Here is a 17,097-nt window from a genome sequence, read left to right on the forward strand (position 1 = left end):
CTCAGCCTCTCACTTCGTTTAGTTTCATTATCTACTTTAATAATCCATAATATACACTAAATATCTATGAAAGACAACAAAATCGACATCAAATATCCACGAAAAATTTGTTTTTTTCAAATTTCCTTCAAATTTAACCAGCTTTTTCTGAAAATAACAAAGAAAATCAGCTAGCAAACTTTAAGTTCATTTGCTAGCTGATTTTCATTTAGTTATTCAGTTTTCTGGAAAAATTCCATAAAAGATGATCTCTTACCTGGTACCGATCGTTTCCAAAAATCAAATTCTTATTTTCTGCAAATAACCACCATTAAGCAAAATCTAGGTTAGCTTGCGTAACATCAAGGCCAGCTGCTGTAGCTGCTTAATTTTTATTTTGACGTTCTTATTTAAAATAAATTACTAAAAAAATTTTTAATTGCTCGACCCATGATTACAAAGATGTTAGCTTTTTGAATTTTTTGACTATTAACAGCCTTAACCTGCAAGCTGGAAGCACCATCTAAGTATTGAAGCTTTTGACCTTTGACTGTCAGGTTTAAAGTACCGATTTGCTTATTTTTAGCAATTGGTGCAGCTAAGCCATTCTTTTGATAAAGTTTTTTATTGCCAGTTAATTTAGCTTTCAAATTGCTGCTGGAAAGTCCGCGCTTGAGCCAAATTTCTGAAGACTGACCCGTAATTGCTTTAGCCGTTAATTCTTTACCATGATAAACTGGCAAACTATTTGCTCCCTTATAACTCTGATTAGCTTTGATCTTCGTGTAAGTGAAGTTGTTGTAAACATATGACATTAATTTCTGCGTCTGAACAAATCTTGAGGTATCCTCCTGATTCTTATGTTGAGCACCCAAAACGACGGTAATGATCCGATGACCATCTTTATGAACTGTCCCGGTAAAGTCAGCACCAGCCGAATCAGAAGTCCCTGTTTTCAAACCATCAACTGGTAATTCGGTATAAGCCTTGGCCAAACCTTTTAGCATCCAGTTCCAATTCTCCATTTCAGTTTCTGTTGTTCCATTATTAAATTTCATCCGAGCAATTTTAGTTGTCTGCAAAACCTCTGGATAAGCTTTTAACAATTTTTGTGCAACTAAAGCCATTTCAGCAGCAGAAAGTTTATTTTCAGCTGAATCCGCAACCCCTGGATACTTTGCACTGCCAACTTGACCATTTGGCAAACCAGAAACTGTATTGATCTCAGCATCTTTAATCCCCCAGCTCTTCAATAAAGCTCGCATTTGATCAACAAACGTTTTTTGTGAACCAGCAACTGCATTTGCCAAAGCCATCACCGCACCGTTGGCCGAATAAATCAGACTAGCTTGATACAACTGACGAACCGTATACTTATGATTCTTCAATAAGGGCACATTTGATAACGAAGTATCTTGACTGACTTTATAGGAAGCTGAATCAACTGAAATTTTTTGATTCCAGCTGAGCTTGCCTTTTTTAATTGCTTGCAAAACCAAATAAATTGAAATCAATTTGGTCATTGAAGCAATTGGTAATGATTGATTGGCATTTTTACTGTAGAGCACCTGACCGGTTTTAGCATCAATGGCAATCGCACCCTTAACATCAAGGCTCAAATTGCTGGTAGATGTATCATTGATGGTAGTTGCTTTAGCCGAACTGACAGCTCCACCAGTTGCTCCAATAGCTGCAAACGTCATAACTGCGGTAACTAAACTGATCAAAAACTTCTTAGTTTTCTTAAACATTTTTCGGGTCCCTTCACTCTGATAAAATTTAACGATCTATTCTAGAATAACCAAAAAAGATTAGTCTGACAACGACTAATCTGCAATTTTTTTTCTTTTCTGATCATCCTTTTTTGGTTGATCAATTGGCAACTCGATCACAAACTTAGTCCAGTTTTCATCGGATTCCGCATGGATCTTACCGTTGTGCAGTTCAACAATGCTTTGAGCAATTGCTAAGCCTAAGCCACTGCCGCCAGTTGCCTTTGAGCGTGATCTTTCTACTCGATAAAAACGATCAAATAATTTATTTAATGAACCCTTTGGAATTGGTGTACCATTATTGGCAACAGTGATCTCAATCGCAGTGGCTGACATTTTACGAGCCTGCAGAACCAGCTTGGTCGCTCCCTGCCCATATTTAAAAGCATTGGTGATCAAATTATTGAATACGCGAACCATTTTTTGAGAATCAGCTTCCATTTTCAAGTCATCATTGGAAAACTCCGTGGTGATTTCCAGCTGGTTTTTCTTAGCCTCTAATTCAAACATCACTGCCAATTGATCCAACAGTTGTTTCAAATCAATCTTCGACAAATTCAACGGCGTAGTTGGTTGGCGAACCTTGGTGTATTCAAACAAATCATCAGCTAGGGTCTTCATTTGCCGGGCTTTCTCAAAAGCCGTATGGGTGTACTTCAGTAACTCTGCTTGTGAATGATACTGGCGATCTTCAATCAAGCCTAAATAACCGATAATTGAAGTCAACGGCGTACGAATATCATGGCTGACATTGGTGATCAACTCATCTTTGGAACGTTCAATCTGGCGTTCTTCTTCCATTGAGTTCAGTGCACTATCGACTAAGGCATTGATACTAGTAATTACTCGCTGCATATTTCCCGGCAACTGAAAAGGTATCCGATGGTTTAGATGTCCATCCGCAATATAATGCAACTCAGCAATCACATGCTGGAGCTGCATTTGCCGATAGCGCCGGATCAACCGCCAATAAACGACGAAAACATCAATAATTGACATTATACAAATAAACAGCCAGCCCCAACTCCAAAAACGGATATTATTTGGCCCAAACGATAGCGACATTTTAATTTGAAAAATTCCATTTGCCAACCCTGGATTAGATTCAATCATCTGATCTAACAAAACATACACGGACAAATTCAGCAGCAGCAATAAAATAATTGTTACTACCCCTTCGCCAAAAAGTTCGCTTTTTTCGCGGGCTGTTAGTTTCAATTGTCCATCATCCCCAGCCATTAACGTGTTTCAACTTTATAACCAACACCCCAGACAGTTTGGATCACTTTCTCACCATTAGTAGCTGCTTCGATTTTATCCCGCAGATGACTGACATGCACCATGACCGTCTTAGCTGAAACCACCGATTCCTGCTGCCAAACCCGTTCAAAGATTTCATCAGCCGAAAAAACTCGGTTGGGATGGCTGGACAAAAGATATAAGATGCCAAACTCCAAGGCTGTCAACTGAATCGATTTACCCTCAGTTGTTTTGACTTCATGTGAATCTTTATTAATCACCAGCGGACCGATCTCTAACATATCCGGAACATCATTTTTGACATCATGTTGCGAACGCCGCAATAAAGATTTGATCCGCGCCATAACTTCCAATGGATTAAATGGCTTCGTCACATAGTCATCTGCCCCTTGGATCAACCCTTGAATCTTATCTAAATCACCAGTCTTTGCGGAAAGCAGCAAAACCGGGATTTGTGAATCTTTGCGTACCTGTTTTAAGACCTCAATTCCATCCATCTCCGGCATCATGATATCCAGAATCATTAAAGCAATTTCGGGATGAGTGTTTAACTTTGTTATCGCCTCTTTGCCATTATAAGCCTTAACTATTTCATAACCTTCATTTTTGATATAAATACTAAGCAATTCAACAATATCTTTATCATCATCTACAACTAATATTTTCATAAGCTTACTCCTTAAAAAGTTAATGTAGTTCTTTAAACTCCCATGCCTTGTTTTATTTGTACTATCCAAAGCACCGTGCATCAAATCTTTCTCAACTGCACTTTATAACACTATTGTAACAAACTACACCATTATCGTATCTAAAGAATTATTTAAAATCAAGGGATTTAATATTTATCTCTAATTAATTCTTTAAAAATTCAATTGTTAAAGTTACCAAGAAAAACTTGACACCTATTAGCCCGCACTGATTTAGTATAAAGCTCCAAAGGCCCATACCATAATAGAATAGCAACGAAAGCCACTTCAAAAGCGGTGACAGAACTACAAAAGCAACTTATTTGTCATCCTGTAACTTGCCAAAGTTATGACAGGTAGTTTCCTTATTTATGGTGTTTATCGATATAACTGCGCAGTGCGATTAAAAGCGTGCCAAATTGTAACATCAATGAGGATGTCTGGAAGATACTGATTGACTTAAAATATTTACGAAGCTTATTCCATGTTTCCATGGCATCTTGCAAAGAAAGAAACGGCCATTGTCCTTAAACTTCTTGCTTAATCCGTTAGATTAAGCAAGAAATCCATTAATAGACGTGTATTTTACCTTGCCAAACTACCCAGTCTTTGTAAATTTTGCGGGACATTTTCCTTGATCAATGAATTGGGACTGCTGCCAGGCTCACCATTTGGAATTGGCAAGCCTAAGTGCTGATAATAAGCTTGCCACTCCGGCAAAACTGTCTGCCGCGGTCCAAAACTCATTGGCTGCTCGTGAAAAATTGCCGCCGGCTTAAAAGCCTCACAAATAAACTCTGAACAATAGCATCCTGGCTGATTTTTAATAAAGCTGTGATTATATGGCTGACCTAATAAAGCCTCCGCCCTGGCAGTTGCTTGCTCAAAATCTATTTTGGTATCAATCAAGCGGTAAACATCGATCACTCGGTTTGGCTGATCAGCTAAAAAATCTGCCAGCGATTGACGAATGCAGCCACGTTTTTGATCTGCATGTAAAACAAAATAATTGCGATTTTGCTGTTTTATTAAGGCAACGTGCGTATAATTAGTCTGACTTAAATCATCTTTCGTACTCGCAGCGATCAAGCGAGAAAGTTTCTCCGTTGAAGCTTGGATAAATAAAAGATCACCAGTTTTTAATTCAAGCACCTGCATCCCTCCAAGTTAAGTTTCAGTTGTCCAAACACTTTACGCGAATTTTGCTACTTAACTTAATAGCCATTTTCAATTCACAGGAAGTTTAATGATTCACATTTTTTGAAAAATTCCTGCTGGGAAACAATCAAAAGTCTAAATTGTAATAAACATCAGCTTTGCCTTTTTCAATACCCGTCATCAATTGCTGACTCCATGGATATTAGATTTAAATGTTAGGCAGCAGATCATTCGATTCAACCAACTTCTTCGCCGAGTTTATTCCTAACTGGATAATCTTCCCCAAGCTGCTCCTTGTTTTCGCTTTTAAAATGCGTTAAGATGCTTTTAATATACTTGGAGGTGCTACTTTATGTTTTCATATCAAGTCGACAACCAAATTGTTTTGGCGTTGCCGCGGCCCGAAATCGACAGTCCAGCATTATTCGCCTTGATCATTGCCAGTCGCAAAAAACTAATTACCTGGTTGCCTTGGGTTTTGAAAATTAAATCAGTTGAAGATGAACAGAATTTTTTAAAATCCGTTTGTCAACATTTTGGTACAGGAAAATCACTCAATACAGTTATCTACTATGAAAATCAGCCAGCTGGAATGATCAGTTTTAATCAATTTAGAAAAATTGATCAAAGTGCCGACATTGGCTATTGGCTGGGAACCAAATTTACCCATAAAGGCATCATGCAACGTTCTGTCAAAGCCATGTGCCAATTAGGATTTGCTGATTATCAGCTTAACAAAATTGTGATCAACGCAGCCATTGAAAACCAATCGAGCAATCGTGTGGCTCAGAGCTGTGGCTTTCATTTTGACGGTGTTTTGCGCGCCAATGAGTATCTAATTGATGGACGTTTCCATGATGAAAATCATTGGTCACTGCTAAAAGCAGAATGGGAACAACGCAGATAGGCGGTCAACTCAGATTTTAGCTGGCGGTAAACCATTTCTAATGCCGCCGGTTGGATCAGGTACATCACCCTGATAACGCGGCATTAAGTGAATATGGCAGTGCATAATTGTTTGGCCCCCATATTTACCAATATTAACACCCAAATTGTAACCATCTGGCGAGAACTTTTGATCGATCAAAGCCTTGCCGCGATGTAAAAGTTCATTGATTGCCAAGAGCTCCGCTTCATTTAAATCGAAGAAGGTTAATTTGTGAGCTTTAGGAATTACCAACAAATGCCCTGGATTGACCGGATGGATATCCCAAAAAGCTGCTGCCAACTCATTTTCCATAACTATTTTTAATTGATTACGTTGACAAAAAATACACTCTGAATCAGTCATCTAGCTCACTCTTTTCATTTTCAATTCACTTCCAGTTTAAAGCAATTCAAACATTTGTCTAGCTAAAATAAGCTTTTACCTTACCAGAGATGCACAACCGGCCCAATCATATAAAGTCCAAATGCCATTACGATAAAGCAACAAACCGTGACCACCCATTTATACCAACCATGCATCCGATATTCCGGCGGCAAAGCCTTGGCTTCCAGTAACAGCAAAAAGCCAAGGACAATCGGCAACAGCAGCGCATTGATGACTTCAACTGTCACTGAAAGCGCTACTAAGTTAAAATTGATCAGCACCAAGCCGGCACCAATGACATGAGCTAAAATATAAATCAAATAGAAGCCATAATTACTGCGATTCAGTTTCTCATTCAAACTATGCGGCCAATTTAAAACTTCAGTTATTCCCCAAGTTCCAGCCAAAGCTACCACCAAAGCGGCTACTAAAGCTCCACCGAGCAAGCTTAAACTAAGCAGCATGCGAGCATTGAAACTGCCTAAAAAAGGAGCCAGTACTTTAGCTAAATCTTCAACGCTTTGCAAACCGTTAACTGCGTGATAACGGCTGGTTGCGGCAGCAAAAACGACGACAAATAAGATCATAATTCCTTGAGTAATAAACGTTCCAACTGCTGTGTCATGCTGTTCCTGCTTCAAATTAGCAATCGTTAATTTCTTATCAACGATCGCTCCTTGTTGATAAAAGATCATCCAAGGCATCACAACCGCGCCAACATTAGCGGCAACCAAGTAAAGATAAGAAGGATCACGATACGGAACGGTGATCAAGCCGTGACCGATTGCTGTTAAGCTTGGGTGGATCATTAACAAAGCAATTATAAAAAATAATTCTCCTAAACCAAGTCCGATCCCGATTTTTTCAACTCGGCGATAACTGCCGCAAAAAGCGATGGCGATCAATAAAGCCGTCGCTAGCGGAACTGTCAACCACTTAGAAATTCCCCATAACTCACCAACTCCAGCAATTCCGGCAAATTCTGTTAATAAAGCTCCAATTGCTGAAATCGCCAAAGTTCCAGCTGACAAGATCGCCCAACCACGGCCAAAGTTTTCCCGAATCAGTTCACCGTGTCCTTTGCCCGTCACTAAGCCCAAACGAACTGTCATTTCCTGTGCCATAAACAGGATTGGAATCAATAGCAGCTGCGGTAAAATCATCGTATATTTCCATTGTGCTCCTGACTGGGCAGCAGTCATCAAACAACCAGCATCAGTATCCGCCAGCATGACGATCAAGCCTGGTCCAAAAACTTTAAAAAGATGTCTTTTGTTTGTAATATTTAAATTATTTAAGGCTAACACGTAAAATTACTCCCTTTATCAGATTCTGATTAGATTTGCCTAATTGAGAACCTTTTTCAATTAGCCTTATATTAGCACGACTGGTTAGAAAGGTCTAATTGCCAAAAATATGTCTACCTTGAAAATTTAATTAAATTATCCGCCAGTCAAAAAAATAGACCACCAAATGGCCGACTCACTTGAGTAAAAAAAGGACCCCAACAATTAAGTTAGAGTCCATATATATTGTGGATTGATTAGGTCCACCAAGAGGGAAAAACCTCAACATAACTTAAATCTGGTTAAATGATAATACGTTTAGCAATATATTTTAGAAGTTACTAAAATATAAATTTTGATACCATCAACGCTTAACAGTAATATATTTCTTATGGAAAAATATACTTTTTAAAAACACCAAGATTTATCATTTACTCAATATTCAATAAAAGTCCGGTTTCTTGTCATAAGAAATTTGCACTGGTTTTTGATTTTTCTGACTTTGAATAGCAGCATCTGCTGTAACAGCAGCAATATAACCATCCCATGAGCTTGGCCCATGTAAAGGCATTTCTCTTGCAACTCTATTAATGAAGTCCTTAATTTCTAACTTGTAAGCCAGATCAAAGCGTTTTGTCCAATCCTTATCGATATGACGACTAATATTTTGATTATACCTTGTTTCGATAGAAGGCATATCTGGAAGTTGTACTATCCCTTTTTCACCAATGATTTGACACATAACATCGTATCCATACTGTGAATTTTGAGATAGATAGGTATTAACTATAGCACCTTTTTTAAATTTAATAGTAACTATTTGTGGATCGTAAAGTTGCTCATTAATGTTCAAACTATTTTGACGAGCAAATTGTACCTGGATTGACTGATACCGATCTTCAAAAAGCCAATGCAAAATATCAATTTCATGGATAAAAGCATCATTAATCATATTTTCCGTTTTAAAATAACTTGTAGCTGGATGAGTGGTGAAATGTCGACAATATCCCATTAAGGGTTCCCCAATATTACCACTTGTCATTTCGGTTTTCATTTCTTGATAAAATGGATCATATCTTCTCATAAAACCGACTTGAATCAAACGTTTGTTACCACTAATTTCAGCAGCAATTATTTTTTTACAATCTTTTGCATTATCAACAAGTGGCTTTTCTGTAAAAACATATTTATTATGATGAATAGCCTTTAAAATTGGTTCAAGATGGGCATCATTTCGACTGCAAATCATTACTGCATCAATATTCTCATTAATTAGTTCATCAATTGAATAACAAATCTTAGATTCAATTTTTGTATCCTCTATTAGTTTCTGAGCAGCTGTCAAGTATAAATCATAAATAGCAACTATTTTTGCATTTTTTATATTTTTTTTTATATTTATTACATGGGTTCTCGCAATTGCTCCACATCCAATCAATCCTAATTTAACAACCATGTTTATTTCCTCCAAATTTTATTAAAAATCCAGATGGTACTAAAGACCAACTGGACTCGATATTTCTATATTTAATTAAAGTTCTTTCTGCTTAATATATTTTGCGAAAAGAGTCTCATCAAAATATTTTCTTGCTTTTAATGCCATTGCTAATGGATTAGCTTTAGCTGGATCTTGTTCAGCTTCAACAATAATCCATCCATGATAATTGCTCTTTACTAGCAAATCAAACACTGGTCTAAAATCAATATCTCCATCCCCAGGAACCGTAAACATTCCATTTAAAAATGATTGTTGAAAACTACAGCCTTTCCGCCGACACACTGCTTCTTGTTCTCTTCTAACATCCTTAAAATGAACATGGACAACCCGCTTAATATGTTCCCTTAGCAAAGACATACAATCGCCATCAGAAACATAAATATGACCTGTATCAAATAATAAGCCCACAAGTTTGGGATTAGTATGATACATTAAACGATCAGTTTCTTTTTTGGTTTGAACTCCCGTACCCAAATGATGATGATATGCAACTTTCAAGCCATACTTTTGTGCAATTTTTCCATACTTATCAAGTCCCTTGCATAAAACGGACCACTCTTCATTTGTAAAATATGGTTTATCTTTAAAAATATTTTTATCATCCAAGCGTTGAATAGTGTATGTTTGTTCAGAAACAACTGCTATTTCTGCATTAACTTTTTGTAAAAAAAGACAATGTTTTTCAAAATCCTCACAAGCTTTTTCAATCCCATCACGAATTAAATAACTACTGAACCACTGACCAGCAATTTTTAAATTCCGCAATTTTAATTCATAGTTTAGTTCACTGGAACTCGGGAAAAAAGCCCCAACTTCCGTACCTTGAAATTTTGCAACAACAATATCACTTAATAATTGTTGTAAATTATTATTTCTTCCAATTGATGGAATGTCATCATTACGCCAGCCAATCGGTGCTATTCCATATTTAATATCTTCAAAAATATCAGATACCAAAATTATTTACCCTCTTTCACAAATTATTAATTGAGCTTAAGAATTTCTTAATTCTTCTTGCAACTTTTTTAAAGAATGATAACAAAGCAAATGATCATCTTCAGAAAGCATTCCTGAACATACGATACTTCCTACTAGACCCACTCCCTTAACTCTGATAGGGAAACCACCTCCATGAATTGCAAAATCACTTGGCTTAACGGCGTTATGTCTATAATACTCATTCTCGTCCATTTTATATTCATTACTGATATAGTAAGAAGAATGATTATGTCTTTCTACAACATTTCTTTTTCTTCTAATCCAGAATTCCGCATCATAAATTGTTTCCGATCCTGCAAAATAAAAAATATGTTGATTAAATAGCTTAACTGAAATACCAATTTTTTTCGCATTTTCGCCGGCTAATTCATGTGCAATATTTCCTAATCTCCAAGCATCATCTTTGTTAAATTGTGTTAGTTCCGCATCAGTTTCTTGATTTAAAATCTCATCTAAAGTCAACATTTTAATATCTCCTTTTAATCAAAATTCTTCTTTAAAATTTTTAATGTCTTTTTATAAAAGTCTATATCTTCTTTTAAATAGTCATTTTCTTTCATCGGAGTAAATGGGTTTGGCCCAGCGGCACTGATCTCCATGATAATTGGTCCAACATAATTTATTTTCTTTAAGGCTACAAATTGAGCGGCAAAATCAGTATGCCCATTGCCGACTGCTTGACGATTTGAATCTGCAACATGATAAACTCCTAATTTTTCTCCAGCTAAGTCTATAGCTGAAGCTGGGTTTTCCTCTTCAATATTCATATGATAAGCATCTAATAAGAGCTTTAAATTTTCATTATTGACTTCACTAATTAGCTTTAATCCTTCTTTAGCCGTTAATACTTGATAATTCTCATATCTATTTAAAACTTCATAAACCACTTCCAAGTTATTATCTTGTGCTTTATTCAAAATAATTTTTACTGAATCTACAAGCAATTTCCAATGCTCTTGCAGATTTTTGTCCCAATTTATTTTTCCAACTTGGCCATGCAGGCAAAACCTTGGAACTTCAAGCTTTGTTGCCCAATCGACTAGTTTTAGATAATATTCAATTGCCTGTTGTCGTTCTTTTGCATCAGAACTAGAAATATCTAAATCTTCTGGAGTAATTGAGAGCGCTTTTAAATTATACTTTTGCAAAACGCTTTTAATTTTTTTCGGATCTTCCTTAATATTTCCTTGAACCTCAACACCATCAACTCCAATTTCAGAAGCCAATCTGCATTTTTCTTCAAAATCAATCGAACCGAAAGTCCATAAACATAATCCATATTCTGTCATATTAATTCCTCCTAAATTTTTTGAGCTTGCTCACAACTTTTAAGCCTTTGAATGCTGACCATTAAATTTATTAGCGTGTAAATTTAATGTTAGTAATTAAATTGTCAACTTCCTCAGGATCACTAAATGACTGATTTTCCAAACAATTAAATCGATCAATTAATAAATGACTAACTAAATACAACTTTAACTTTTTTTTGGCTATCTCTTCATCAGTCATTCCTTGAACGTTTAGTACCGAACTGTTCAAGACAGATAACGAAAATTTTTCAGCATCAATAGATATTGCATTACTTATCGAAACATTATTCTTGGTTTCAGCAATATGCTTTACCGATTTATGCCCAGCTAATTCTTCTGGAGTTTTTAAGAAACTTGCTAAAAAACTTCCCAATAAATAAACAACTCCTATTGCGATTAAAGCTCCGCCTGAACCAAAAGGACCAATAAAAATACTAACAATCAAGGGACCTACAAAGTTACTCATTCCTGAACCAAGATTCAAAGCAGAAATGGCAGCTCCCTTTTTATCTGGAGCAAGATTTGGTATCAATGCACTTAAAGGACCGAAAGCTGATAATCCAATAGCATATAAACATAGTGAAAGGAAAAGCAGAGGTATACTATGACCAAACATCTTAGGCATTAAATACATTCCAAAAGTTCCCACTCCACACAATGTTCCAGCAAAATAAGTAACAGTTTTACGCCAACCAATTTTGTCACCAATATATCCAAAAACATAGTTTGCAAAAATGTTAACAATATTAATAGATCCCCAAACTGTCAACCATTCACTAGTTGAAAAACCAAACTGCTTTAAATATAATGGCATTACGATTACATATCCAAACTTCCCAATATCATTAATTGTTTTAACAATAACTGATAATCCTAGGCGAGGACGTTTAAACATAATTAAAATTCCATCAGTAAAATCTTTCATTGGCGGTTGCTGACTTTTTGGTAAAGTAACATGATCATGATTTAAAATCAATGAGCAGAAAGCCCCAATTAGCACAAAAGCCAATCCCAAGTATAAGACACCGACTCTGCCTACAATTGGGAATAGTGCACTTGATAAGTAAGGACCAATGATTGTCATACCTCCACCAAAGAAGATCCAAAACCAAGCAGTCGCTCTTGCCAAAACTTCTTTTTTTACGCTATAATTAATCCAAACTAGAAATGAATATGCAAATAATGGATATGCTAACGCTCGAATTGCATAACATAAAAGTATTAAAATATAACTTTTCATCGGTAGAGCAATTAACAATAATGGTATACTCCCAACAAAATACAAAATCGTACCTAACCACATTAATTTCCTGATGCCCCAAATTTGGGTACCTATTCCAGTAAACCAAGAAACTAGGGCTACAACAACACCATATATCGTGAAGACTAAACTAACTTGAGCTGCACCAAATCCAACTCCTGAAAGATACGACGAAAACCAGCTGCTTTCAATAGTCGCACCCAAAATAAAAACTAACAAGCCGATAAACGCCCAAATTAATTTTGATGGCAAACCAATACGATCAAAAATATCTTCTTTTTCATTTGAAATTTGCATTTCATCACCCCTCATTGAATACGTTTACATAAGTTCGCTTTAATAAAGTCCCACTCTTCATAGGACTCTAACTTTTTATAGTTCTCCGTTTAGAAATTGGGCTTTCCCATAACCAAAGCTCCAGCCTTCGTCGCCATTAATTGTAATGTTCACCATCAGATCATTCGGCGCAACTAGTTTCTTCGCTGCTAATTTTTCAGCTAATTGCTGATAAAATTTCTCGACGTCTTCTTTTTTCCTAGGCCGACTCGTTAGGGAAACCACTACAACTTTTTCTGAGCGTTCAATATCTAACCCGGTATCTAAAATATTCATTTCAAATGGTTCATGCTGAGTAACAATCTGGTAGCGATCACGTTCTGGAACCTTGAACTCCTCAATGACGACTTCCTGTGTAATATCCATTATTTCCTTGATTTCTTCAACTGATCTTCCCTTTTGTAAATCAAATCTTACCAATGGCATAGTGTCTCCTCCTCAAAATTTTTTAAAAATCTGCTGCTTTCCCTAAAACATGAAACTGTTTCATTTTCTCGAGAACCAACTGTTTGATTGCTTGATTTCCAGACGCAATCACCGGCACTGGCTCATGTCCAACATTTTTATCATTTATCCGCTGGCGAACTTCATTCAGCCAGGCATAATTCACTTCAGTATTGATATTAATTTTGGCTGTTCCCATCTGAATTGCTATTTGAATTTGATCATCAGGAATTCCTGAGGCTCCATGCAAGACCAATGGTAAATCTGTAGTTTGGGCGATTTGCGCCATTTTTTCAAAGTTCAAGTTTGGTTTGCCTACATAATCCCCATGAACTGATCCTAGCGCGGCTGCCAAAATATCAATCCCTGTTTCCTTCATTTTTAAAGCATCTTCAACACTAGCATACTTGATCCCACTGATTAAGCCATCCTCATTACCACCAATGGCTCCAACTTCTGCTTCAACCGAAACTCCATTTTGATGTGCCATTTCAACAACCTGCTTTGTTAGAAACGTATTTTCTTCGATTGGTAACTTTGAGCCATCAAACATTACTGAAGTATAGCCAGCTTTAATGGCTGCTTGAACACTTTCAAGGCTTAGACCATGATCTAGATGTAATGCAACTGGGACCGTAATTTTCAGCTCATCGATCATAAAATGAACCACATCGGAAACATATTGAAAACCGCCAAGATTTCTAATTAAGCGATCTGAAGTAGCAATCACAATTGGCGTTTTAGTTGCTTGCGCGACTTGCAAATAAGTTGTGATCCAATTCAGGCCATTAATATTGAAATGTCCAATTGCATAGTGCTGTTCTTTTGCATCCTTAACTAGCTTAAAAGCTGGCACTAACGACATATTTTCACCTCCTTTCTAGTATTTAAACGCACCCTGCAAATGTTGCTGAGTATCTTCATATGATTGATTGACCTTTTGATTGATCGAAACCTCAGGATCACCAACATGCCACCAAGTTTTGCCATAACCATGAGTCATCGTTTTTGGCAAAACTTTAACTTCAATCAAAGTTGACTGTGTTTGTTTCTTAGCATCATCCACGGCTGCTAGTAAACCCTGCACGGTGTTCACCCGATAGGCCTTAGCTCCATATCCTTCAGCTACCTTAGCGTAATCAATATTTAGAATTTGATTATCTGCTGTAGTGAATTCTGTCAAGAAGCTGTCATCACCATGTGACATTTGCAAATTATTGATTGAATGAAAGCCAGAATTATCAAACAGGATAACATTGATTTTTTTATTGTATTGTAAAGCCGTGACCAGTTCTGAATGAAGCATCAGGAAGCTGCCATCGCCAACTAACGCATAACTTTCAACGTCTGGTTTAGCCAGTTTAACTCCTAAGCCGGCTGCAACTTCATATCCCATCATCGAATAGCCATATTCCATGTGATAGGTGTCTGCCTTTTTGGGATTCCAGATTCGATGAACATCTCCTGGCAATGATCCAGCCGCCGCAATCATGATTGATTCAGGATCAAGATGCTCATTTAACGCAATCAAAGCTGCCGTTTGCGTTAAGCGTGTGCCTAAAGTCTGTGAATATTGTTCAATTTTTTCTTGGCTATAGTGACCAGCAATTTCCGGCTTAAAATCGTGATCATCATAACTAATATTGGCTAACCGATCTCTTTCCTGATTCCATCTTTGCTTAATCGCTGGCAAATCAGTGAATCCCGTCTGATACCCAGCTAACTCTTTGGTATTAGTTAATGCGGTAAAGGTATCGCGAATATCTGCAATTACTGGCAAAGCATCAAATTTAATTGCCTGCATGCGACTGAGGTTAATATTAATTACTTTAGTTTTTTCTGGATCGATTGCTGTTTTCGATGAGGTCGTAAAGTCGGTATAGCGACTTCCCGCTCCAATTATTAAATCCGCTGTCTCCATTACTTGGTTGGCTGCTGACGTACCAAGAATGCCCGCACCACCCAAATTATTTGCAAAATCATAAATAATAGTTGACTTCCCGGTAGCGGTTTCAATGATTGGAACATTATATTTGTTTGAAAAAGCTTTAATTGCATCTCCACCGTCACTGAATTTTGCCCCACCACCAAGCAGAATCACTGGTTTTTGGCTCTGCTTGATCAAAGCTGTTGCAGCCGACAATTCGTATTCACTCGGTTGCTGACGCTTAACAACATAAACACGCCGGCGGAAAAATGATACTGGATAATCAAAAGCTTCTGCTTCAGTATCTTGTGGTAAGCAAATTGTAACTGGACCTGTTGTCGCTGGATTAGTCAGAACTTCAAAGCCCTTCAATAAAGCACTCATCAGTTGTTCTGGGCGCTGAATTCGATCCCAGTATCTTGAGACTGGTTTTAAGGCATCATTTGTCGTAGTAGCTGCACTATCTTCAATCTCTAATTGTTGAAGAACTGGATCAGGCTGACGCGAAGCAAACGTATCTGCTGGCAAAATCAGGACTGGAATATTATTAACATACGCATTACCGGCAGCTGTTACAAAATTAGCGGAACCCGGACCTGCAGAAGCAGTAACTGCGAAAATCTTCCTTCTTAATTTTTCTCGAGCAAAAGCAATCGCTGCACTCGTCATCCCTTGCTCGTTATGTCCTTGATAGACTTTCAAATGACCAGGTTCATTATACAAAGCTTCGCCTAATCCTAAGACATTGCCATGACCAAAGATTCCAAAGACACCCTCAACAAACGGTGTAACTTCACCATCAACATCGAGATACTGTTGATTCAAAAACTTCACTAATGCTTGCGCAGTGGTCAAACGAATTGTTTCCATTTCGGTCATTTTTCTTCAGCCCCTTTCATTTCTTTGGCGGTTGCTAAGAAGCTCTTAATTTCTAAAATCGTCGGCATTGCCTCAGATGAGCTTAATTTACTGATTACAATTGAAGCAGCTGCACTGCCATATTTAAGTGCGGTATTAATGCCCAAATCATTGATGTAAGCGTATAAAAAGCCGGCTGCAAATGAATCACCAGCGCCAAAAGTTTTCAAAACCTTAGTTTGATATGGATAGCCACGATAAACCTTGCCAGTCCGTTCATAAGCAAATGAACCCTTTGATCCCACTTTGATAACTAAGAGCTGCGGTGCGTATTTAAATAGTTCAGCTACAGTTTCTTCATTGGTATTGCCACGGTGATTTTCCAAAACATCATATTCATCTCTCGTCCCAATAATCACATCTGCCTGTTTAGCCACAATTTGATAATAAATTGAAGTTTCCTCATCATTGATCCAGTTATAAGGACGATAATCTAACTCAAAAACAACCTCAATCTGATTTTTCTTGGCTAATGCTAATGCTTTTAAAATAGCTTCTCGTGACGGGCTTTGGGCGAGCCCAGTTCCAGAAATTACCAGCAGTTTAGCTTGCTTGATATAATCCTCACTAACTTCTGCTGGATCTAGATAAAGATCAGCAACTTGATCACGATACATCAAAATACTGCAGTTTTCTGGACTGATTATCTCAGTAAATGTCAAGCCCATTTTATGACCTGCTTGATCAAAAACAACGTTGCTAGTATCAATTCCGACTTTGTTCAGATAACTTTTGACATAATTTCCATGCTGGTCTTTTGAAACTTTGCCAATAAAGCCAACTTTGGAACCAAGTTTTGCTGAACCAATTGCAATATTGGCTGGGGAGCCACCAACAAATTTAGCAAATGTTTTGGTTTCTTCCATCGGACGATTATATTCAACTGAATTCAAATCAAGGGCTGCGCGACCAATTGCAATCAAATCAAATTTCTTATTCATTTTTTTCCTC

17 protein-coding genes are annotated in these 17,097 nt (G+C 37.2%); 1 reads left to right on the forward strand and 16 read right to left on the reverse strand.

Annotated elements, in window-relative coordinates; genetic code table 11:
• Window positions 1-389: 389 nt before the first annotated feature.
• The 5 genes from KH893_RS07215 to KH893_RS07235 all read right to left on the reverse strand — a co-directional run bounded on the left by KH893_RS07215 (window position 390) and on the right by KH893_RS07235 (window position 4,849).
• Complete coding sequence (locus tag KH893_RS07215) at window positions 390-1,730, reverse strand: serine hydrolase (protein ID WP_281165477.1); 1,341 nt, start codon at window positions 1,728-1,730, stop codon at window positions 390-392.
• Window positions 1,731-1,805: 75 nt separating this feature from the next.
• Window positions 1,806-2,990 (reverse strand): sensor histidine kinase, encoded by a 1,185-nt coding sequence (locus tag KH893_RS07220; protein WP_281165478.1) that lies wholly within the window; start codon window positions 2,988-2,990, stop codon window positions 1,806-1,808.
• Window positions 2,990-3,679 (reverse strand): response regulator transcription factor CroR, encoded by a 690-nt coding sequence (gene croR, locus KH893_RS07225; RefSeq protein WP_281165479.1) that lies wholly within the window; start codon window positions 3,677-3,679, stop codon window positions 2,990-2,992. The genes KH893_RS07220 and croR overlap by 1 nt, the downstream gene beginning before the upstream one ends.
• Window positions 3,680-4,062: 383 nt before the next feature.
• Window positions 4,063-4,191, reverse strand: a complete 129-nt coding sequence (locus KH893_RS07230) for a putative holin-like toxin (RefSeq protein ID WP_427860070.1) — start codon at window positions 4,189-4,191, stop codon at window positions 4,063-4,065.
• Window positions 4,192-4,282: 91 nt separating this feature from the next.
• On the reverse strand, window positions 4,283-4,849 hold the full coding sequence (locus KH893_RS07235) for a YiiX/YebB-like N1pC/P60 family cysteine hydrolase (protein ID WP_427860052.1): 567 nt from the start codon (window positions 4,847-4,849) through the stop codon (window positions 4,283-4,285).
• A gap of 358 nt (window positions 4,850-5,207) precedes the next feature.
• Between KH893_RS07235 and KH893_RS07240 the strand changes: the two genes are divergently transcribed.
• A complete protein-coding gene (locus KH893_RS07240; protein WP_281165481.1) occupies window positions 5,208-5,762 on the forward strand; it encodes a GNAT family N-acetyltransferase in 555 nt (184 codons plus the stop codon).
• Window positions 5,763-5,771: 9 nt separating this feature from the next.
• On the opposite strand, the gene KH893_RS07245 is transcribed toward KH893_RS07240, so the two are convergent.
• The 11 genes from KH893_RS07245 to iolC all read right to left on the reverse strand — a co-directional run bounded on the left by KH893_RS07245 (window position 5,772) and on the right by iolC (window position 17,087).
• Window positions 5,772-6,146 carry an HIT family protein gene (locus tag KH893_RS07245; protein WP_281165482.1) on the reverse strand — a complete coding sequence of 125 codons (375 nt, stop codon included), beginning with the start codon at window positions 6,144-6,146 and terminating at the stop codon, window positions 5,772-5,774.
• 80 nt (window positions 6,147-6,226) lie between these two features.
• Complete coding sequence (locus KH893_RS07250; protein ID WP_281165483.1) at window positions 6,227-7,474, reverse strand: NRAMP family divalent metal transporter; 1,248 nt, start codon at window positions 7,472-7,474, stop codon at window positions 6,227-6,229.
• 421 nt (window positions 7,475-7,895) lie between these two features.
• On the reverse strand, window positions 7,896-8,909 hold the full coding sequence (locus KH893_RS07255; RefSeq protein ID WP_281165484.1) for a Gfo/Idh/MocA family protein: 1,014 nt from the start codon (window positions 8,907-8,909) through the stop codon (window positions 7,896-7,898).
• A gap of 75 nt (window positions 8,910-8,984) precedes the next feature.
• Complete coding sequence (gene iolE, locus KH893_RS07260) at window positions 8,985-9,908, reverse strand: myo-inosose-2 dehydratase (protein WP_281165485.1); 924 nt, start codon at window positions 9,906-9,908, stop codon at window positions 8,985-8,987.
• A gap of 36 nt (window positions 9,909-9,944) precedes the next feature.
• Window positions 9,945-10,415 (reverse strand): heme-degrading domain-containing protein, encoded by a 471-nt coding sequence (locus KH893_RS07265; RefSeq protein ID WP_281165486.1) that lies wholly within the window; start codon window positions 10,413-10,415, stop codon window positions 9,945-9,947.
• Window positions 10,416-10,429: 14 nt separating this feature from the next.
• The gene (locus KH893_RS07270; RefSeq protein ID WP_281165487.1) at window positions 10,430-11,239 is read right to left on the reverse strand and encodes a sugar phosphate isomerase/epimerase family protein; all 810 of its coding nucleotides are present in this window, start codon (window positions 11,237-11,239) and stop codon (window positions 10,430-10,432) included.
• Between the two features lie 70 nt (window positions 11,240-11,309).
• Complete coding sequence (locus KH893_RS07275; protein WP_281165488.1) at window positions 11,310-12,818, reverse strand: MFS transporter; 1,509 nt, start codon at window positions 12,816-12,818, stop codon at window positions 11,310-11,312.
• Between the two features lie 75 nt (window positions 12,819-12,893).
• Entirely contained in the window at window positions 12,894-13,283 is a 390-nt protein-coding gene (locus tag KH893_RS07280; RefSeq protein ID WP_281165489.1) for a tautomerase family protein, read from the reverse strand.
• A gap of 22 nt (window positions 13,284-13,305) precedes the next feature.
• Window positions 13,306-14,166, reverse strand: coding sequence for a class II fructose-bisphosphate aldolase (locus KH893_RS07285; protein WP_281165490.1), 861 nt, complete (start codon window positions 14,164-14,166; stop codon window positions 13,306-13,308).
• A gap of 15 nt (window positions 14,167-14,181) precedes the next feature.
• A complete protein-coding gene (iolD, locus tag KH893_RS07290) occupies window positions 14,182-16,098 on the reverse strand; it encodes a 3D-(3,5/4)-trihydroxycyclohexane-1,2-dione acylhydrolase (decyclizing) (RefSeq protein WP_281165518.1) in 1,917 nt (638 codons plus the stop codon).
• 5 nt (window positions 16,099-16,103) lie between these two features.
• Entirely contained in the window at window positions 16,104-17,087 is a 984-nt protein-coding gene (iolC, locus tag KH893_RS07295; RefSeq protein WP_281165491.1) for a 5-dehydro-2-deoxygluconokinase, read from the reverse strand.
• Window positions 17,088-17,097 lie beyond the last annotated feature (10 nt).

This window comes from Liquorilactobacillus sicerae (assembly GCF_029916425.1).
GTDB classification, from domain to species: Bacteria; Bacillota; Bacilli; order Lactobacillales; family Lactobacillaceae; genus Liquorilactobacillus; species Liquorilactobacillus sicerae.

Excerpts from the sequence above, each read along its gene's own strand:
- KH893_RS07215 (WP_281165477.1), bottom strand. The coding sequence starts at position 1,730 with ATGTTTAAGAAAACTAAGAAGTTTTTGATCAGTTTAGTTACCGCAGTT.
- KH893_RS07220 (WP_281165478.1), bottom strand. The coding sequence starts at position 2,990 with ATGGCTGGGGATGATGGACAATTGAAACTAACAGCCCGCGAAAAAAGC.
- croR (WP_281165479.1), bottom strand. The coding sequence starts at position 3,679 with ATGAAAATATTAGTTGTAGATGATGATAAAGATATTGTTGAATTGCTT.
- KH893_RS07230 (WP_427860070.1), bottom strand. The coding sequence starts at position 4,191 with ATGGAAACATGGAATAAGCTTCGTAAATATTTTAAGTCAATCAGTATC.
- KH893_RS07240 (WP_281165481.1), top strand. The coding sequence starts at position 5,208 with ATGTTTTCATATCAAGTCGACAACCAAATTGTTTTGGCGTTGCCGCGG.
- KH893_RS07245 (WP_281165482.1), bottom strand. The coding sequence starts at position 6,146 with ATGACTGATTCAGAGTGTATTTTTTGTCAACGTAATCAATTAAAAATA.
- KH893_RS07255 (WP_281165484.1), bottom strand. The coding sequence starts at position 8,909 with ATGGTTGTTAAATTAGGATTGATTGGATGTGGAGCAATTGCGAGAACC.
- KH893_RS07265 (WP_281165486.1), bottom strand. The coding sequence starts at position 10,415 with ATGTTGACTTTAGATGAGATTTTAAATCAAGAAACTGATGCGGAACTA.
- KH893_RS07270 (WP_281165487.1), bottom strand. The coding sequence starts at position 11,239 with ATGACAGAATATGGATTATGTTTATGGACTTTCGGTTCGATTGATTTT.
- KH893_RS07275 (WP_281165488.1), bottom strand. The coding sequence starts at position 12,818 with ATGCAAATTTCAAATGAAAAAGAAGATATTTTTGATCGTATTGGTTTG.
- KH893_RS07280 (WP_281165489.1), bottom strand. The coding sequence starts at position 13,283 with ATGCCATTGGTAAGATTTGATTTACAAAAGGGAAGATCAGTTGAAGAA.
- KH893_RS07285 (WP_281165490.1), bottom strand. The coding sequence starts at position 14,166 with ATGTCGTTAGTGCCAGCTTTTAAGCTAGTTAAGGATGCAAAAGAACAG.
- iolD (WP_281165518.1), bottom strand. The coding sequence starts at position 16,098 with ATGGAAACAATTCGTTTGACCACTGCGCAAGCATTAGTGAAGTTTTTG.
- iolC (WP_281165491.1), bottom strand. The coding sequence starts at position 17,087 with ATGAATAAGAAATTTGATTTGATTGCAATTGGTCGCGCAGCCCTTGAT.